The organism is Enterococcus sp. C53 (assembly GCF_040887425.1).
GTDB lineage: Bacteria > Bacillota > Bacilli > Lactobacillales > Enterococcaceae > Enterococcus_B > Enterococcus_B hirae.
In genome coordinates this window covers 145,266-163,266 of record NZ_JBFOFT010000007.1, presented here as the reverse complement: position 1 = coordinate 163,266, position 18,001 = coordinate 145,266, and the positions used below count along the sequence as shown (strand labels likewise).

13 protein-coding genes, 2 tRNA genes, 1 pseudogene and 1 other annotated feature (1 of these 17 running past the window's edge) are annotated in these 18,001 nt (G+C 35.7%); of the genes and pseudogenes, 14 read left to right on the top strand and 2 right to left on the bottom strand.

Annotated elements, in window-relative coordinates; genetic code table 11:
* Positions 1 to 248 precede the first annotated feature (248 nt).
* Entirely contained in the window at positions 249 to 599 is a 351-nt protein-coding gene (locus AB3I42_RS10300; RefSeq protein WP_010718741.1) for an iron-sulfur cluster biosynthesis family protein, read from the top strand.
* A 459-nt stretch (positions 600 to 1,058) separates the two neighbouring features.
* On the opposite strand, the gene AB3I42_RS10295 is transcribed toward AB3I42_RS10300, so the two are convergent.
* Positions 1,059 to 1,131, bottom strand: a tRNA-Thr gene (locus AB3I42_RS10295).
* A 207-nt stretch (positions 1,132 to 1,338) separates the two neighbouring features.
* Between AB3I42_RS10295 and AB3I42_RS10290 the strand changes: the two genes are divergently transcribed.
* The 4 genes from AB3I42_RS10290 (at position 1,339) to AB3I42_RS10275 (ending at position 4,795) form a co-directional block, all read left to right on the top strand.
* Positions 1,339 to 1,412, top strand: a tRNA-Asn gene (locus tag AB3I42_RS10290).
* Between the two features lie 185 nt (positions 1,413 to 1,597).
* Positions 1,598 to 2,926, top strand: coding sequence for an aminopeptidase C (locus tag AB3I42_RS10285; protein WP_181914339.1), 1,329 nt, complete (start codon positions 1,598 to 1,600; stop codon positions 2,924 to 2,926).
* Between the two features lie 282 nt (positions 2,927 to 3,208).
* Positions 3,209 to 4,042 (top strand): fructosamine kinase family protein, encoded by an 834-nt coding sequence (locus AB3I42_RS10280; protein WP_010718739.1) that lies wholly within the window; start codon positions 3,209 to 3,211, stop codon positions 4,040 to 4,042.
* Between the two features lie 15 nt (positions 4,043 to 4,057).
* Positions 4,058 to 4,795, top strand: a complete 738-nt coding sequence (locus AB3I42_RS10275; RefSeq protein ID WP_368022479.1) for an acyl-ACP thioesterase domain-containing protein — start codon at positions 4,058 to 4,060, stop codon at positions 4,793 to 4,795.
* Between the two features lie 349 nt (positions 4,796 to 5,144).
* Here AB3I42_RS10275 and AB3I42_RS10270 read toward each other — a convergent pair whose 3' ends face one another.
* A complete protein-coding gene (locus AB3I42_RS10270; protein WP_010718737.1) occupies positions 5,145 to 6,113 on the bottom strand; it encodes an asparaginase in 969 nt (322 codons plus the stop codon).
* A gap of 155 nt (positions 6,114 to 6,268) precedes the next feature.
* On the opposite strand from AB3I42_RS10270, the gene AB3I42_RS10265 reads away from it, so the two are divergent.
* The 9 genes and pseudogenes from AB3I42_RS10265 (at position 6,269) to AB3I42_RS10225 (ending at position 17,795) form a co-directional block, all read left to right on the top strand.
* Positions 6,269 to 7,102 carry a DUF72 domain-containing protein gene (locus AB3I42_RS10265; protein WP_081123247.1) on the top strand — a complete coding sequence of 278 codons (834 nt, stop codon included), beginning with the start codon at positions 6,269 to 6,271 and terminating at the stop codon, positions 7,100 to 7,102.
* 14 nt (positions 7,103 to 7,116) lie between these two features.
* Entirely contained in the window at positions 7,117 to 7,956 is an 840-nt protein-coding gene (locus tag AB3I42_RS10260; protein ID WP_010738072.1) for a Cof-type HAD-IIB family hydrolase, read from the top strand.
* 64 nt (positions 7,957 to 8,020) lie between these two features.
* Positions 8,021 to 8,551, top strand: a complete 531-nt coding sequence (locus AB3I42_RS10255) for a haloacid dehalogenase (protein ID WP_010738071.1) — start codon at positions 8,021 to 8,023, stop codon at positions 8,549 to 8,551.
* 222 nt (positions 8,552 to 8,773) lie between these two features.
* A complete protein-coding gene (locus AB3I42_RS10250; protein WP_010718733.1) occupies positions 8,774 to 10,495 on the top strand; it encodes a septation ring formation regulator EzrA in 1,722 nt (573 codons plus the stop codon).
* Positions 10,496 to 10,650: 155 nt separating this feature from the next.
* Positions 10,651 to 11,793 carry a cysteine desulfurase family protein gene (locus tag AB3I42_RS10245; RefSeq protein WP_368022478.1) on the top strand — a complete coding sequence of 381 codons (1,143 nt, stop codon included), beginning with the start codon at positions 10,651 to 10,653 and terminating at the stop codon, positions 11,791 to 11,793.
* Positions 11,794 to 11,811: 18 nt separating this feature from the next.
* The gene (gene thiI / locus AB3I42_RS10240; RefSeq protein WP_010718731.1) at positions 11,812 to 13,023 is read left to right on the top strand and encodes a tRNA uracil 4-sulfurtransferase ThiI; all 1,212 of its coding nucleotides are present in this window, start codon (positions 11,812 to 11,814) and stop codon (positions 13,021 to 13,023) included.
* Positions 13,024 to 13,375: 352 nt separating this feature from the next.
* A pseudogene (locus AB3I42_RS10235) lies at positions 13,376 to 14,023 on the top strand (redox-sensing transcriptional repressor Rex).
* A gap of 422 nt (positions 14,024 to 14,445) precedes the next feature.
* On the top strand, positions 14,446 to 16,020 hold the full coding sequence (locus tag AB3I42_RS10230; protein WP_181914340.1) for a hypothetical protein: 1,575 nt from the start codon (positions 14,446 to 14,448) through the stop codon (positions 16,018 to 16,020).
* Positions 16,017 to 17,795, top strand: coding sequence for a hypothetical protein (locus tag AB3I42_RS10225; protein WP_368022477.1), 1,779 nt, complete (start codon positions 16,017 to 16,019; stop codon positions 17,793 to 17,795). Before AB3I42_RS10230 ends, AB3I42_RS10225 begins: the two co-directional genes overlap by 4 nt.
* A 161-nt stretch (positions 17,796 to 17,956) precedes the next feature.
* Positions 17,957 to 18,001: a binding site (T-box leader), on the top strand (it continues 196 nt past the right edge of the window).

Below are 18,001 nucleotides of genomic sequence, written 5' to 3'. Positions count from 1 at the left end.
ATTTAGACACGATAGAATTTCTATCGTGTTTTTTTGTCTTTATATATTTTGGGCACAGTATAGGACTAGTTAATTTATCAGTGCGATTGAACAATAGGTTTTTCTTACTGGATGCGATTAGTCTGGTATTTCAAAAGATAACTTTTAACAAAAGGAATAGTTTAGGCGGGAACTGAGCAGATGGTTCGCTTCATAGAAAGAAACGTGCTAGCATCGTAAGGTAATGAGAGTTGGAGGTGGAAGGTAATATGTATTTAAAAATCTCTGAAAAAGCGCAGGAAAGATTAGAAAAGTATATCCAAGAAGGTGCCACCATCATTCTTGACCTAGATGATGGTGTGGGTAAGTATTCTAAGATGGGTGTGTGTTCGTTAGATACGAGCTTCCGTCTATTGTTATTAGCTAGCAAACAAGAGAAAACAGACTATCCAATGAAGATTGACAGTGATATGGGAGCCATTTATATCAAAGACTATTCAAAAATGTACATGGATGAAACGATGACGTTAACTTTAGACCCCCGTTTAAATAGTTTTAAACTTGAATCCCCTAGTGGAACTTTGGATAACCAAGTCCCTCTAGTTGATTTACGCCCTTAAAGACATGCAGTTGTGACAGCAGTGTTTAGCACTGAGAAATAAGCTGGAGAATCCAAAAATAGTTCTTCTTATTTTTTGGATTCTCCAGCTTATTTTCGATACTACTTGGAACATCGTAGATCAGAGGATGCGAAAAGAGCGTTTTGATCTGAGCGCTCACTAAGTAGAAACTGCGATGAGTAATTGCAGGGCCAATAAGGATGGGGATCTTGAAACAGCTTCTCATATTATGAAAAATTCAGGCTTATTGCAAGGAGTGGTTGATTGAACACTGTTTACTCGTTATTAGAGTAAACGTAAGATTTATATCTAAGGCTCTAGTCCTTTACGTTTATTTACAACTATCTATTCATTACAGCTTAGTTTTATTAGCTATAAAATCATATAGTATTTAAAAAAATGAAGATAAAAAAACAACGTAACCTTATTGTTAAAACAACAGGTTACGTTATCTAAGTAAGCCACTTGCCGGGCTTGAACCGGCGACCTCTTCCTTACCATGGAAACGCTCTACCAACTGAGCTAAAGCGGCATGATTTCTTAATACAAGTAATAGAATAACGAAAATAATCAATTTTGTCAATATCTAAAACAAAAAAAATTTGGTTTCATAGGATGATCATTCTAAATTGTATAAATAACAAATTTTGTGCAGTGATTTTTGTGAAAAAACAAAAAAATATGTAAAAAAAGTATTGCGTTATTTAAGATAAATTGATATTATATACATGTACTTGATTCCGGCATAGCTCAGTTGGTAGTAGCGCATGACTGTTAATCATGATGTCGTAGGTTCGAGTCCTACTGCCGGAGTACTTCAACCACAGCCTCTAAGCTGTGGTTTTTTTGTTATTCTCAAAAACTTTTGAGAATAACAAAAAAGGGTTGTCGTGAGGGGGATTCAGTCGATTTGTTGTAACGATTAAAAGTGAGTCGTTGTATTTCAAACCACTTAAGGGTAGAATTAAAGATATATTTTTGATTGGAAGGATGATTGGATGAAAGCTATTACACCTGAAATAACGAAAAAATTTGCAAAAGGTTTTGAAGAAAACAACAAGCAACAAGCTCTACAAAGAGCGGTAGTAAAAAATGGGATCACCGCTTCTGCTGAAAATGTGGCTGCCCATGTGTCTAATACACCGGTTTTTTCAATTGATTTATCAACGGGAAAGGTTTCAAATCAGAAACAATCTGGTCGTTGCTGGATGTTTGCAGCATTAAATACTTTCCGACATAAATTGCTCAATCAATTCCATTTGAAAGAATTTGAATTATCACAAAACTATACGTTTTTCTGGGACAAATATGAAAAAGCTAATTATTTTTATGAAAATATTATCGCAACAGGGAATGATGCCTTAGATAGCCGAAAAGTAGCCTTTTTATTAACAACCCCACAACAAGATGGCGGACAATGGGATATGATCGTTTCCCTCTTCCAGAAATATGGTGTAGTTCCTAAATCTGTTATGCCAGAAAGTGCAAATAGTTCAAATTCACGAGATTTAAATAATTACTTGAATAAATTGTTGCGTAAAGATGCGACGGTCTTACGTGAAATGATTGCCGGTGGTGAAACTGCTGAAGCGATTCAAGCAAAAAAAGAGGAAATGCTAGAAGGAATCTATCAATTTTTAGCCATCTCCTTAGGAACACCACCAAAAGAATTTGATTTTGAATACCGTGACGAAGAAAACAATTATCATATTGACCAACAGCTTACACCTCAACTCTTTTATGATAAATATATTGGTGTAAAACTAGATGATTACGTTAGCATCATCAATGCACCGACAAAAGACAAACCTTTTGATCGTTCTTACACTGTAGAAATGTTAGGGAATGTGGTTGGCGGGAAAGAAGTTCGTTATTTGAACGTAGATATGTCAACGTTTAAACAGTTGGCTATTGCCCAACTGGAACAAGGAGAGTCTGTTTGGTTTGGTTGTGATGTCGGACAATCTTCAACTAGAGATAGTGGGGTCATGGCACTGGATGTTTACGATATGGATGACTTATTCGATGTAGATTTTACGATGACTAAAGCACAACGTTTAGATTATGGTGAAAGCTTAATGACCCACGCGATGGTATTGACGGGAGTCGATCTTGTTGATGGGAAATCAACGAAATGGAAAGTCGAAAATAGCTGGGGAGAAAAAGTTGGCAATAAAGGATTTTTTGTAATGAGTGACGATTGGATGAACGAATACACGTATCAAATCGTTGTTCGCAAAGATTTGTTGTCGAAAGAGCAACTCCAAGCCTTCAATGAAGAACCAATCGTTTTAGCTCCTTGGGATCCAATGGGCGCATTGGCTTAAAAAAACTGATTCTACTCAAAGTATGAAGAAAATAGACGAATTGGTGTTTCAGATTACTGAAAAAGAAAGTAAATGAGGGATTGAAAGAAAGAGAGGTTAGTCTTCGAAATTAGTAGGATTGCTAATTTTGAAAGAAGCCTCTCTTTTTTTGTCTATAAATATGAGCAATGGACTTTTACTGTTGAACAAAGAGTTACTAGACTCATTTTCTTTGTTTTAGATTCTCTGTGATATAATGATAGCTAACAAATAGGTTGGAAAAGCATGTAAGGAGGAGTAGAGATGAATATTCAGTCGGTGTTAGCAGAAATCCAATTAGAAGGCAAAGTGATACCTATCACTGGTGGGGACGTTAATCAAACGTATCGAATTGAAGAGCAAAATAAATCATATTTCTTAAAGCTTCATCCTAATATTGGAAAGTCTTTTTTTGAAGCGGAAGTGGATGGGTTAAAAGAACTAGCTCCCTACGTTCGAGTACCTGAAACTTACATGCTGGGTGAACAAAAAGATGGTGCCTATCTTTTGATGGAATGGATCGAACCTGGCAAAGGAGATCAAAAAGATCTAGCCGTTTCTTTGGCGAAATTGCACAAGGTAACCGCTCCTCAATTTGGGTATCGAAAGGATAACTATTTAGGGACCGTTCCGCAATTCAATCATGTGGAAGAAGATTGGTGGCTTTTCTTCTTTAAAAATCGTCTAGAAAGTCAAATTGCTTTGGCACAAAAAAACAACCATTGGAATCAAAACCGCCAAGAAACATTTATTTCTTTTAAGCAATACGTGTTAGAAAACTTTAGTGATAAAAAGATTGTCCCTAGCCTCTTGCATGGCGACTTGTGGAGTGGTAATGTGTTCTTTGATCAGCAAGGAGAACCAGTCTTCGTTGATCCAGCCGTTTCTTACGGTGATCGTGAGCAGGACATAGCTATGAGCCAGCTGTTTGGTGGGTTTCGTCCAGAGTTTTTACAAAGTTATCAAATGGTCTATCCTTTGGAAAAAAATTGGGAAAAGCGATTGCCGATTTACCAGTTATATTATTTGTTAGCCCATCTAAATATGTTTGGGGAAAGTTATGGTTCACAAGTGGATCAATTATTAGCGAAAAGATAAGAGGAGGGTGTTTTTTTGGCAAAGAGATATACAAAAAAACATGAAGTTTCATATTATGAATGTGACATTAATCAGACCATGACATTTCCATCAATGTTAGGAATCGTGATCAAGACATCGGAAGATCAAAGTGATGCGCTTGATTGTGGTAGTAAATTTGTCAATAGTTTTGGACTGACTTGGGTCATTACCAATTATTCAATGACAATCACTCGTTTGCCAAAAGTAGGAGAGACGATTTCTATAACAACACAAGCCATGGAGTACAATAAATTCTTTTGTTATCGTAATTTTTGGATTCATGATGAAGAAGGCACAGAACTGGTGAAAATAGAATCAGTTTTTGTATTAATGGATTTTGTGAATCGGAAAATGAGTAGTGTCAATGAGGAAATTATTGCGCCGTTTGAAAGCGAAAAAATCAAAAAAATCAAACGGCAAGAAAAAATAGAAAAGATCGAATCGGGCATGATGTTACCTTATCGCGTGCGTTTCTATGATATCGATAGTAACCAACATGTGAACAATGCCATGTATTTCAACTGGATTATTGATGTCTTAGGCTATGATTTCTTGACGACACATGTACCAGAAAAAGTTTTGATCCGTTTTGACAAAGAAGTGGAATATGGCAATGAAATTGAAAGTCATTATGAACAAGTAGAGATGGAACATGGTATGAAAAGAAGACATGAAATCAGAATGCAAGAACAACTCTATTGTGAAGCAAATATCACTTGGAAAAATAAATAAACAGCTAATAGCAAACGATGTTCCAATCGGAAAGAAGTTGTCGCAGAAGTGTCTAGCTCTGGGAAATAAGCAGGAACAACAAGCGGAAAAAGCTCAAAACAAAACTGTTTTGAGCTTTTTTGATTGATTGCCGAAGTGCTGAATAATAAAGAATTCTTTAGGTGTTCATACTTTTGGACATTCTAACATGGAAATAAGACTTTTGGATATCCAGTAATAGGTAAGGATCGATAACCTTCCATGATTGAAAAAAGAATGCGCAAAATTGGTTCAATTGCTAAACGAACTCTGGATTTTTTTAGAACGGAATTTTAATGTCAGGAATTTTCGTATGTGATTTAGCTATAACTTATTGAGTAATAAACGAAATCAATGATTGATCTTTTAACCCGTGATTCAAGGCAATCAGTAGTTTGATGCGAGCTTTTTGGCTATTGATGCTATTACAAAAAATAATCCCCATGTTTGCTAATTCTTTTCCGCCACCCTCGTAGTCATAAACAGGTTCTGCTATCCCATTAAAACACCGGGAAACTAAGACCACTGGGATTTTTTGTACTAATAATTTTTTCAAAGCTGTTACAGCTTGTGGTGGTAAATTGCCAGCTCCTAAAGCTTCGATCACTAGGCCATCTACTTTGGTATGGGCGATAGCTTCTAATAGATCACCTTGCATCCCCGCATAAGCCTTAACGATTGGGATCGTACCATTGACTGAAGTGATATCTAAGCGTGTAGTTTCTAGTAATTCTTGCATAAATAAGATCCGATGTTTTGTTACTAGACCAATTGGACCTAATGTGGGTGTACGAAAAGTGGCAACATTTGTCGTGTGGGTTTTGGTCACGTAACGTGCGGAGTGGATCTCATCGTTCATTACGACCAATACACCTTTTCCATTTGCTTCCTTACAACTAGCGACTCGAATAGCACTCTCGAAATTGTACAGCCCATCGCTCCCTAATTCGTTGCTGGATCGCATAGCGCCAGTTAGTACGATCGGCAGTTTATCTCCAATCGTCGTGTCTAAGAAAAAGGCGGTTTCTTCTAACGTATCTGTTCCATGAGTGATTACAACACCGTCAAACCCCAAATGATAGGCTTCATTAATCCGATTTTTTAAAATTAACATATGTTTAGGCATGATATGAGGTGAAGGAAGATTAAAGATATCTTCTATTACTAAATCAACATCTTCTGGAATTTCAATTTCAGCATCTAGCAAAGGATTCACAACATCAGGACTCACTCCACCAGTTAAAAGATTTTCTCTCATGGCAATCGTTCCGCCAGTGTGTAAAATTAGAATTTTTTTCATTTTTTTTCGGACTTCCTTACATATATTTTTGCATAGGCTTTAACGCTTATTGTATACTATATGAAAGAGTTTTGCTATCCGTGGCATTGAGCAATGAGTAGTAAATCTCACTATACATAGTTGATTTTTGGATGGAAAAGCAAAGGTGGCTTGAAATGATACGAATCGGATTAACCTCATTTAAAGAACATGATAAATTGACTGGAAAAAAGAATAACACACTTTATGAGTATGCTAGATATTTGCCATTAGTGGAGCTTGATACAGCTTACTATGGAATCCCAAGACGAACTTCGGTAGAAAAATGGGTGCAAGAGGTTCCAAATGATTTTCGTTTTGTTGTTAAGGCGTATCAAGGGATTAGTGGTCAAAGAGACTGGGAAAAATATTATCAAACAGAAGAAGAAATGATTGCTAAATTTCTGGAAGTAATGAAACCAATGAGTGATGCGAACAAGCTTTTTTGTTTTTTAGTCCAATTTCCAGCTTCCTTTAAATGCACCAAGGAAAGTGTACAATACCTACGTAAGCTTCGAAAATGGTTTGCTGGCTATCCGGTAGCAATCGAACTTCGGGACTTTTCGTGGTACAGCGAGGAATTCGTTGAGCGCACGAGAAGCTTCATGACTCGAGCAGAATTTTCTTTGGCAGTAATTGATGAACCACAGTTGTTAAACACAACAGTTCCTTTTGACCCATTCATCACGAATCCAGACTTTGCTCTTTTCAGGTTTCACGGAAGAAATGCTCAAGGTTGGCAGGCCAATGATAAAGATTGGCGTAAAAAAAGAACTCTTTATCGCTATTCTGAGCAGGAACTGAGAGAACTAGCAACTGCTATTGAATCTGTTAGCTCAAAAACGAAAGAAATCGGAATTATCTTTAACAACAATTCTGGTGGAGATGCTGCAGAAAATGCGTTAGCTTTACAAAAAATATTAAAAATAAAACCGGAAGGCTTAAACCCACAACAAATGGATTTATTTTAGAGAGGGAGCGTTGAATGATCAAAGCAATTTTTTTTGATATTGATGGCACATTAGTCAACGACCGTTCAAAAGCACTTGCTTCGACTAAACGTGCGATTAGCTATGCTAGAAAAAATGGGATATTGTGTGGTGTAGCAACTGGGCGGAGTCCAGTTAAAATCAAAGAAGTGATTGATGAATTGGAATTAGATATGTATGTTGTCTATAATGGACAATTGGTATTTACTGCCGAACGAACGATTGTAGATCAACCATTTGATCAAGTCGTTTTAAGTAAGATCGTGGAATATGCTGATAAGAACCATCGCCAGATCATTTTTGGTGGAAGAGATCAACTAGCTGGTTCGACCACGATGCTATTAGGACAGTCGATTTTAATCAAACGTTTAGTTAGTTTATTACCAAAAAAATTTCCCGTTCGATTGATGAAAAAAGGACTGCAAATGTTTAGCCCACATCGACAGAAAAAGCGATATGAGGCACTGGAGATTCTTGATGAGCCAATTTACCAATGTATTTTATTGAGTCAGGAATCAGAACAAGAAAAATTAGAAGAGCGGTTTCCGGAGTGCAGCTTTCAACGGTCCAATGCGTATACCGTTGATATCATTCCAAAAGGTGGCTCAAAGCTTTCAGGAATTGCAGCCTTTGCCAAAGACATGGGGATCGAAATGACCGAGATCATGGCATTTGGTGATCATTATAACGACATTGAGATGCTGGAAGGTGTCGGAATCGGGGTTGCTATGGGGAATGCTCAAAAAGAAGTTAAGCAAGCTGCTGATTATGTGACGGATACCAATGAAAAAGACGGAATTTATCAAGGACTGAAGCATTATGGTTTGATTTACTAAAACAGTTGATAGACTAGACTTCAGTAAAAATGTTAAGAGAAGTAAGAAAAGAAGGTAGAAAAAGATGTCTGAGAAAACACCCTTTCAACAAGTAGAAGAGTTTCATAAAATTTTTGATCCTCGTTCACCTGATGTACCGACTGCATTTTCGAAACAAGCAGCCATTTATCGTGCAGAATTTAAAATCGAAGAATTAGTCGAATTGATTGCGGCCAATTGTCAGGGAGATCAGGAACAATTACACGAAGGAGTAACAGCTCTTCACGAAGCATTAGAGAAAGCAGAACAAAAAATGTTGACTAAAAAAGAATGGGGACAAGCACCTTTGATCGAGCAAGTCGATGCTTTAACCGATCTTTTATATTTTACTTATGGTTCTTTTTCATTATTGGGTGTTGATCCTACGAAGATATTTGAGATCGTTCACCAAGCAAACATGGGGAAATTATTCCCAGATGGTAAACCACATTATCATCCGGTCACGAGTAAGGTATTAAAACCTGATAACTGGGAAGAGCAGTGTGCCCCTGAACCTAAGATCGCCAAAGAAATTCAACGGCAAATCGCTCAAGCGACTCGAAAGAAACAGTCTTGAATAGACGAAACAAACCAAAATAAACCGGCGTTTCATACTGGTTATGCTATTTTCTAGGTAGGAATAAAAGATTTTCGATGAAGTTAGTGAATGCTTAAAAATTGTGTGTTATAATTTACAATAGATGTCTTTTGCACGGAAGACGTATTTATTGTTTTATGCACACAAATTATTTAACTAAGCATAAAAAATAGATGCATATTGAAAACGGAGGTACCTTAAATGGGAAATAATGTTATCATCGGAATCGTCATAGCAATCATTATAGTCGCCCTAGTCGTCTTTTTGGTTAGTTACTATATGAAGAAAAAAAACCAAGATCGATTGGACGCCTTGGAAAAGCGCAAGGAAGAATTATTCGACTTGCCTGTGATTGAAGAAGTCGATGATGTTAAAAAAATGCATCTGGTGGGGCAAAGCCAAAATACCTTTCGTGAATGGAGTCAAAAATGGAATGACATATCCACTTCCTCGTTTGCTGAGTTAGAAAGTCAAATTTTTGAAGTAGAAAATCTTAATGAGAGTTTCCGATTTTTAAAAGGTAAAAAAGCTGTGATCGAAGCAGAAAAAACCATGGACCAAATGGAAAAGAAAGTTTCTGAGATTCGTGATGGACTAAAAGAGTTACGTGAAACAGAAGAACGTAATTCACTAGCGGTTCAGCAAGCTTTGGATGTCTATGAAGAACTGAAAGAAACAATCAGAGAAGATGAGCAAGAATACGGTCCTGCGTTTCCTGAATTACAAAAGCAAGTCAAGATGATCGAAAATGAATTCACGCAATTTGTTGCATTGAATACTTCAGGTGATCCTGTTGAAGCTCGAGAAGTTTTGGATAAAGCAGAAAAACATACGTATGAAGTTGAAGCTTTGATGAAAAAAGTTCCGCCGCTATTTGAAGATTTGAACACTACTTTCCCAGAACAACTGGAAGAAATCCAGCAAACTTATGAAAAATTGATGCAGGAACAATATGTTTTCCCAGAAGAAGATCTTGTTGGTGAGATTGAAAAAGTAAGCCATCGTATTGAAAGTTCATTAGCAAATCTTGAAAAAACAGAAGTTGAAACGGTTGAATTCGAGAATCGTGAAACTGCTAGTATGATTGATTCGCTCTACGACATTCTAGAGCGGGAAATGGAAGCCCAAAATTATGTCACAACCAATCAAGCAACCATTGAACAATACATCAAACATGCCACAAAAAACAATCGTCAATTATTGATTGAGTTAGATCATACTGCTCAAAGTTATGCGTTGAATCATAATGAAATTGGTCGAGTACGCGGATTCCAAACAGAAGTGGAAGAAATCGAACGTCAAAACGAACAGATGAAACCACAAATCCAGCAACACTTGCTACCATATTCTGAAGTACGGACTTTCTATAAAAAAGTATTCAAAGTTTTAGAAGATATCGAAAACCAACAAGTTGAAATCGATGACTCACTACACGAGTTAAGAAAAGGTGAAAAAGAAGCGCAAGAAAAAATCGATACTTTCGAATTTAAATTGCGTAATTTAAAACGTTTTGTGGAACAACAACGTTTGCCTGGTCTACCAAATGATTATTTAGAATTTTTCTTTGTGGCAACTGATCGGATTGAAGAGCTAAGTATCGTGCTAAATAAAATCAGAGTCAATATGGAAGAAGTCAATCGCTTAGTTACGTTATGTGAAGAAGATTTAGACTTACTTGATAAGAAAACGCATGATTTAGTGGATGCTGCAGCACTGACAGAACAAATGCTACAGTATGCAAATCGTTATCGCCACACACATGAAGAAATCAGAGAAGCAATTGATAAAAGTTATTACTTATTCAATAAGGAACATCATTATCAAGAAGCTTTGGACGAGATCGGTACAGCACTCGAACGTGTTGAACCTGGTGCTTTCAAGAGAATTGAAGATTTTTATTTTAAGAATCCTGATTTAGTTTAATAAAACTAACTAAAAAGGCAACACTGGTTAATCCACCAAGTGTTGTCTTTTTTCGTGTTCAATTACACGAAACTTTCTGAAAAAACAACCTCCTCTTGAAAGCAATTGGGACAACCGTTATAATAGTAAAGAATTTCAAAAAAGAGGGGTTTCTTATGATATATTTTGATAATAGTGCGACAACCCCAATCTTTCCGCAAAGTTTAGATGCCTATATAAAGACAAGTCAGCGGATTATTGGGAATCCGTCAAGTTTGCATGATTTAGGCAATCAAGCAAACCGTTTGTTACAACAAGCTAGAAAACAAATTGCTGAGCTGATCACTGTTACTCCAGATGAAATTTATTTTACTTCTGGTGGGACAGAAGGCGATAATTGGGTACTTAAAGGGACGATGATTGAAAAACGTGAATATGGAAACCACATGATCATCTCTGGGATAGAACATCCTGCTGTAAGTGAAACAGCTGAACAACTTAAATCTCTAGGGGTAGAAGTTAGTATAGCGCCAGTAAATAATCAAGGATTTGTCATTGTTGATGAATTGAAGAAACTAATTCGTAAAGACACGGTGTTGGTTTCAATCATGGCAGTCAATAACGAAATTGGATCAATCCAACCAATTTTAGAAATCAGTGAGTTGCTAAAAGAATACCCTAAAATCCATTTTCATGTGGATGCTGTGCAAGCAATCGGAAAAGTTTCTTTATCTGAATGGCTGACCGAAAGAGTTGATTTTGCGACGTTTTCAGCTCATAAATTTCATGGACCACGGGGTATAGGTTTTATTTATTGGAAGAAGGGACGACGTTTAGCACCGCTTCTTAATGGCGGTGGCCAAGAAAAAAATCAGCGAAGTGGAACAGAAAATGTTCCTGCGATTGTCGCAATGGCGAAAGCCTTACGAATTGTACTGGATCGAAAACTTCAAAAGCCAGATCACACCAAACATTTAAAAGAGGCATTGATCAACGCTTTGAAAGCCTATGAAAAAGTGACTATTTTTTCAGAGGGAGAAGATTATGCACCACATATCTTATGTTTTTCACTCAAAGGGATTCGAGGAGAAGTCCTTGTTCATGCGTTAGAAGAAAAACAAATATTTATTTCTACAACTAGTGCTTGTTCTTCTCGTAAACACCTTGCAAGTAGCACGTTGCATGCCATGCATGTGCCTGATGATTTAGCTACGTCAGCTGTTCGCATTAGTTTAGATGAAAGTAATTCTATGGCAGAAGTAGAACAATTTATGATCATTTTTAAACAATTATATAAGAAATTTTCAACCATCAATTAATCAATAAGGAGTGTTTTTGTGAAATATAGTGAAATCATGGTCCGCTATGGTGAACTGTCAACAAAAGGAAAAAACCGTAAAAGTTTTATTATGCAACTTGCTCAAAATGTTCGTCAAGCATTGAGTGATTTTCCCGAAATCAAGATCCATGCTGATCGTGACCGGATGCACCTACTATTAAATGGTGCTGATAGTGCGTTAGTTATACCTAAATTGGCTAAAATTTTCGGTATCCAAAATTTCTCACCAAGTATTCGAATCGAAAAAGATGTTCAAAAGTTAAAAGATGCAGTTCAAGCTATCATGAAAGAAGTCTATACAGGAAAAGAAACCTTTAAAATTATTGCGAAACGTAGTGACCACGACTTTGAATTAACAAGTAATGAATTAAATCAAACGTTAGGAAATGCGGTGGTAGATATCTTCCCTGATATAGAAGCACAAATGCGTAAACCAGATATTCCACTACGGGTAGAAATCCGTCGAGATGCTGCTTATCTATCCTATGAAACGATTAAAGGAGCAGGCGGGTTGCCAGTGGGAACAAGCGGTAAAGGCATGTTGATGTTGTCTGGTGGAATCGATTCACCTGTGGCTGGTTATTTTGCCATGAAGCGTGGTGTCGAAATTGAAGCGGTCCACTTTGCTAGTCCACCTTACACGAGTGAGCAAGCATTACAAAAAGCAAAAGATTTAACAGCAAAATTGACTCCTTATGTCGGTAAAATCGAGTTTATCGAGGTACCGTTTACTGAGATCCAAGAAGAAATCAAGAAAAACATTCCACAAGGGTACTGGATGACGATTACTCGACGGATGATGCTGCGATTAACGGATGAGATCCGCCGATTACGCCATGGTTTGATTATCCTTAATGGGGAGTCTTTAGGACAAGTAGCTTCGCAGACCTTACAAAGCATGGTTGCTATCAATGAAGTAACGAATACGCCTATCATTCGTCCAGTTGCTACGATGGATAAATTAGAAATCATTGAAGTAGCTGAACAAATCGATACCTTTGAGCTTTCAGTCCAACCATTTGAAGATTGCTGTACGATTTTTGCCCCACCTCAACCAAAGACTCGACCACGCCTTGATAAAGTTCATCAATACGAAGAACGTTTACCAATCGAAGAAATGATCGAACGAGCTCTTTCTGGTTTAAAAATGGAAACGATCCATACAGCTACCGAAGCTGAACAAGTAGAAGAATTTGCTGATTTGTTATAAGAGTCTTGAAATTATCGTGGAGCTTTGACAAGAATAAGAAAGTAGATTGAACCGTTTTTTTATGTTTAATAAAACATACTTTAAAAACATTACTTTTTATTTGTTCTTACACTTATTTGAGGTTGAGACAAAAGTGTTCAGCATCAAGAAATAAGAAGGAATTTCCGAAAATTGATTCTCAAATTTTTGGTCAATTTCGGCTTATTTCCGAAGATGCTACTTTTGTCTCACCGTTTATTCGTTTTTAGAGATACTAGTAGAGACTGAGACAATTTTTGTCCCAGTCTTGTTGCTCTAAGAGAGGATAAATGATAAACTGACTATGTGAAGAAATTAACAAAGGAGTTTGAAGATGGGAGAAAAAATAGCGGTTTTACCAAAAGCAACAGCTAAAAGACTACCTTTATATTTACGTTATTTAAAAATGCTCAATGATTCAGGTGTGAAGCGGATTAAATCAAATGAATTTAGTCAAATCACCCAAGTACCTTCTGCGTCGATCCGTAGAGATTTTTCATATTTAGGTGAATTGGGGCGCAGTGGCTATGGTTATGAAGTGCCTTATCTGATCGAAGTATTTGATCGGATCTTAAAGACGGAAGAGGAAAAACGAATTGCCTTAGTTGGGTATGGGAATCTAGGGAAAGCTTTAAAGCACAATAATTTTAGAAGAAATGAAAATTTGAATATCGTCTGTGTATTTGACAATGACCCTAAAATCGTCAACCAAGAAATCGATGGTCAATTTATTTATCCAATCGAATAGTTTGGCGAAATCGTCAAAAAAGAAAAAGTAACAGTTGCGATTTCAACGGTTCCAAGTAAACACTCCCAGTCAGCAATCGATGAAATTGTGAAAGGTGGCGTATCAGCGATCTTAAACTTTGCTCCTGACCGAGTGATCGTACCCAAGCATGTGAATATTCAATACATTGATTTGACGACAGAATTGCAAACGCTTATATTTTTTAACGAGAAATATTCAGAAGTTTTTTTATGACAATCCATAGTTTTAGCGCTTAGAGCCAATGTTTCTAAGCGTTTTTTTATAACGCATGTTTATATCTATTTTTGTTTGTTTACAATCATAATACTGATATAATAGCTTTCAGTTCATTGTATCATCGTGTGCAGGGATTATAAAATAACTGGTTTTTTGAAAGGAGAAACCTTTTTTTAGGAGTGAATGACAGTAATAAAGATGAATGCAATGGATAGAATCACTGTTGTAAGAAAAAAGTTAATCTGAAGGAGGCGGTTATGAAACAAGTTGGAGTAAAAAATACTAATGAAGTTTAAGATTTGATTGAATGTACATAAAAGGAACAATCCTTAATTCTTATGATTCAGGCTAGATATGAATGTCTAGCAAAACAGACAAGCCACGGATGCTATAACAAAAAAATGTAAAGGATGGTAAAAATGAATCAAGAGAAGGTAAAAAATACAATTCTTATGGAAATGGAACGGTTTTCGGACAAAACAAGTGAAGGATACCACCAAATGAAAGCAGTGTTGAATAAATTCCCTTACAAAATAACTGCAGACTATCAGCAATTACTGGATACATTAAGAGGGGGGACGGCAATTAACAGATTTGAAACTCTTGATGAGCTGATAATGATGCTGAAACAAGAGAGAGTAATAACGAGAGAGATCGTGGAATCTTGTCTCTATTTTCAACAAAATTCTGATAATGTAATAAATCAGATTCATCTTTTTGATCTTCTAATGGTTCCAACTAGAAATCTGACAGAACAGCTCAACTTATTAACATCTTTAACTAATAGTTTATCTGTGGATGGTGATAAATTTTTTCATGAGAATGTTTTGTTTAGTATTAATAAAATAAAATTATCGACAGATGAAATCGAGAAAAAAATTAAAGAGATATGTATAGAATTACAATATGGCATGGACTCAGCTAAAGTCAAAGAGGATATTTTAGCTCGTACATTTGAACTATTAAACGAGGGCAGTGTAAAATACCAACAATTAGTCAATATGGAGCTAGATTATGAAGAAGGATGTAGAGAAATCGTAATTGATGGATTTTTTGGAATGATGCCTGACCCTGATGATAAGTATAAATGGTTTTTTGACTTTTTGAGAGATGATAAAATAATTTCTAAACTTCTCCAAAGAAAGAATTTATCAGAAGCTGAAAAAAAAACATATATTTCTATAGCTACAAATCATAGTGATTCGCCGTTTATTGGTAATAGCATTCCATATTTTAAAAAAATAAATATAAAAGAAAGTACCATAATCACAAAAAAAAGAATCCTTGATCAAGAGCTCGTTTATTTGATTGCTAAAGAAGTAACCCCAGAGTTGGCTGTAAAGTATGATGAAATATTAAGAGGAGAAGAACAAGGAACAGTTGAGGTGATGACACAAATTTATGTTGAGTCTCAGTCCACATTAGTAAAAGAGTCTGTTAGGCAACATGTCAATACTTCCTTCAAAGAAACGGACCGTTTAGAATTTTATAAAAAAAGTATCATCGAAAAACTAAAAAAAGAAAATCGATTAGATTTAGGGGATCAATTAGAAGATTTATTGAATAGTGGGGCAAAAATAGACCGATTTGATAGATTCTATAGATTATTGAATTCCCCAGAGTCAAAAAAACAGTTATCCTATTTAGGGAGACTTGTTTTTGGTGAAAATCAATGGCACAAATTTGAAACAGTTCAGGCATTTAAAGAAGAATTAAAGGAGACAGAAGCAAAAAAAAATAGTTCCTTATCGGAAATGATGAAAAAAGATCTGAGTGAAATCGAAAATCAGCGATACATGAATGGACTTCTATCAATTGATAATAAACTGGCGAACAATGACTATCTCAAGCAATTAAAACCCGAGCAGATCGCAACGATTATGCTTCAGTTAAAAGTTAATTACCCAAACTGGACGGAAAAAAACTTTGAACAAGTCAATAATCAATTAAGCACTTATTTAAATGAAGAGGATAAGATTCAAACAAAATTTTGAATGAAAAAGAAGTGATCTTAAGAATATCCGCAATAAGCATGGAAATGGGAGAAAAAGCACAAACTATAATACTTGCCCCTACTGATAAAATAAAAGCTCTTGATATAGTGGGCGAAGTAAGAAAAGATTTAAAAAAACAAAAAGTAGATTACCTTTTTCCTATAATACTGGAAACGATTAATCATACACTAAGTGAAGAAGGAATTGATTGTTCGAATCGTTCGGATAGGGAAAAAGTATTAAATCTATTACAAGATTATCAGACAAAAAAAGAAATACTTCCAAAAATCGAAGAAGCACTCCAGCAAAAAAAGGAGGGAGAGACTTTATCAACAGTCATTTATTCTGTAATGAGTAGAGAATGGGGAAATTCAAGTGATGTAACTGATTTAAAAAAAAGGTTTGGGGATGACGGAGAAGGACTATTAAAGGAAACCAAGGACCTTTCACAAGCTGAGTCTCTTCTTCAATCAATTAAAGAAGCACTTCGTTCACAAAATATTAATTTTACTGAATCGGATGTCATCAATTGGACGGAAAAATGTTTATCAATGGATGAAAAAAAGCGGCAAAGTGAATCCCAAGTTGTAATAAATAAGATTAAAAATAGTTTATTGAAGATAAAAAATAAAAAAAATACAAAACAAGTCAGAGTCAATAAAGTAATTGAGACGTTTCAAAAAGATTTAAATAATAAAAAAGAAGAAATTAAAAAACAAATGAAATATAGTGTGATTGAGGTGTACGAATTTAGAGATGATCGACTTAGTATAGAGGAGCAATTTTCAAATATCCTTAATCAAAAAGAAAAGATACAACATTTTATATATACATATCCCAAATTAAAAAGTGTCATTGACGAGTGTAGCAAACAAATTCCTTTAGTTTCTGTTGATCTTAAGAAGGTAACGATTAATGAAGTTGAGGGTAACAATAATAAATATTTTAAGAATCTTAATCAGGTGCTGACTCCATTCGAAAGGGAGTGGTGGCAACAGGAAAGCGATAAGATTAAGCAGTTTATAAATACTTACGTAAGTCCGAATAACCTATTAGTGTCTGATGTGAATCGACAGATTGAAGAATTACTAATCAAGGATGAGCATTGTTGTTCCCAGGTTGTTTTGTCTTTCTTGGTATATTCATCTGGTGTATTTAAAAATATAAATCCTAAATACACGGCAGGGTATCTTAATAAAGACTCAGAACACCAACAGAATCGAGGGAAAATTAAAAGACTAGTTGAGAGTTTCGAGAAATTACACTCACATAGACAGGAAATGAAGCAACTTAAAGAACTGAATATAGATGTTGAACCAACTCCAATGCCTCAGGGAACAAGTAATCAGTCTCTAATAAGTAATTCAGTAAAGGAACCAGAGAGAAAAAAGGAGCAACCTAAAGAAAAGTCTGCAGGTATTGAACCAACATTAACACCTCTCGGAATCAGTAATCACCCTCTAACAGATAAACAAACCAAAACGCCCCTTGTAATAAAAAATCAAACATTCGAGGAGCAAATGAATCAGTCTACAAATGTGGCTGATAGTCTAAATCAGGAGAAGTCCGCTGGTATTCAATCAATACCAATTCCCAAGGAAATCAGGGATCAATCTCTAACAAATAAATCACCTCAAACGCCCAATAGTCACCCTGTAATAAAAATTCAAACACTAGAGGAGCGAATGAATCAGTCTACAAATAAGGCTAATAATCTAAATGAGATGAAGGAAGCAGGAAAAAATCAGTCTTCTGTAAGAGAGTTAAAAAATTAATTTGAACAGTCACGTTCTGAATAAGCAAACATTGTCACTACTGCTTATTGTTTAGTCAATTATTTATAATAGGCGAATCATAAGCCTGAAGAGGTACTATTTAGGGAAATACGATTCTTACCGTCTTTTATTGACTTTAAAATTGAACCATTGTAAAATGAGGCATGACGTTGATCAAGAGGAGTAACTAGTTACAGCCTTTTAGA

What these genes read in the sequence shown, in the direction of transcription:
- AB3I42_RS10300 (WP_010718741.1), top strand. Translation starts at nt 249, where the DNA reads ATGTATTTAAAAATCTCTGAAAAAGCGCAGGAAAGATTAGAAAAGTAT.
- AB3I42_RS10285 (WP_181914339.1), top strand. Translation starts at nt 1,598, where the DNA reads ATGAAAGCTATTACACCTGAAATAACGAAAAAATTTGCAAAAGGTTTT.
- AB3I42_RS10280 (WP_010718739.1), top strand. Translation starts at nt 3,209, where the DNA reads ATGAATATTCAGTCGGTGTTAGCAGAAATCCAATTAGAAGGCAAAGTG.
- AB3I42_RS10270 (WP_010718737.1), bottom strand. Translation starts at nt 6,113, where the DNA reads ATGAAAAAAATTCTAATTTTACACACTGGCGGAACGATTGCCATGAGA.
- AB3I42_RS10265 (WP_081123247.1), top strand. Translation starts at nt 6,269, where the DNA reads ATGATACGAATCGGATTAACCTCATTTAAAGAACATGATAAATTGACT.
- AB3I42_RS10260 (WP_010738072.1), top strand. Translation starts at nt 7,117, where the DNA reads ATGATCAAAGCAATTTTTTTTGATATTGATGGCACATTAGTCAACGAC.
- AB3I42_RS10255 (WP_010738071.1), top strand. Translation starts at nt 8,021, where the DNA reads ATGTCTGAGAAAACACCCTTTCAACAAGTAGAAGAGTTTCATAAAATT.
- AB3I42_RS10250 (WP_010718733.1), top strand. Translation starts at nt 8,774, where the DNA reads ATGGGAAATAATGTTATCATCGGAATCGTCATAGCAATCATTATAGTC.
- AB3I42_RS10245 (WP_368022478.1), top strand. Translation starts at nt 10,651, where the DNA reads ATGATATATTTTGATAATAGTGCGACAACCCCAATCTTTCCGCAAAGT.
- AB3I42_RS10230 (WP_181914340.1), top strand. Translation starts at nt 14,446, where the DNA reads ATGAATCAAGAGAAGGTAAAAAATACAATTCTTATGGAAATGGAACGG.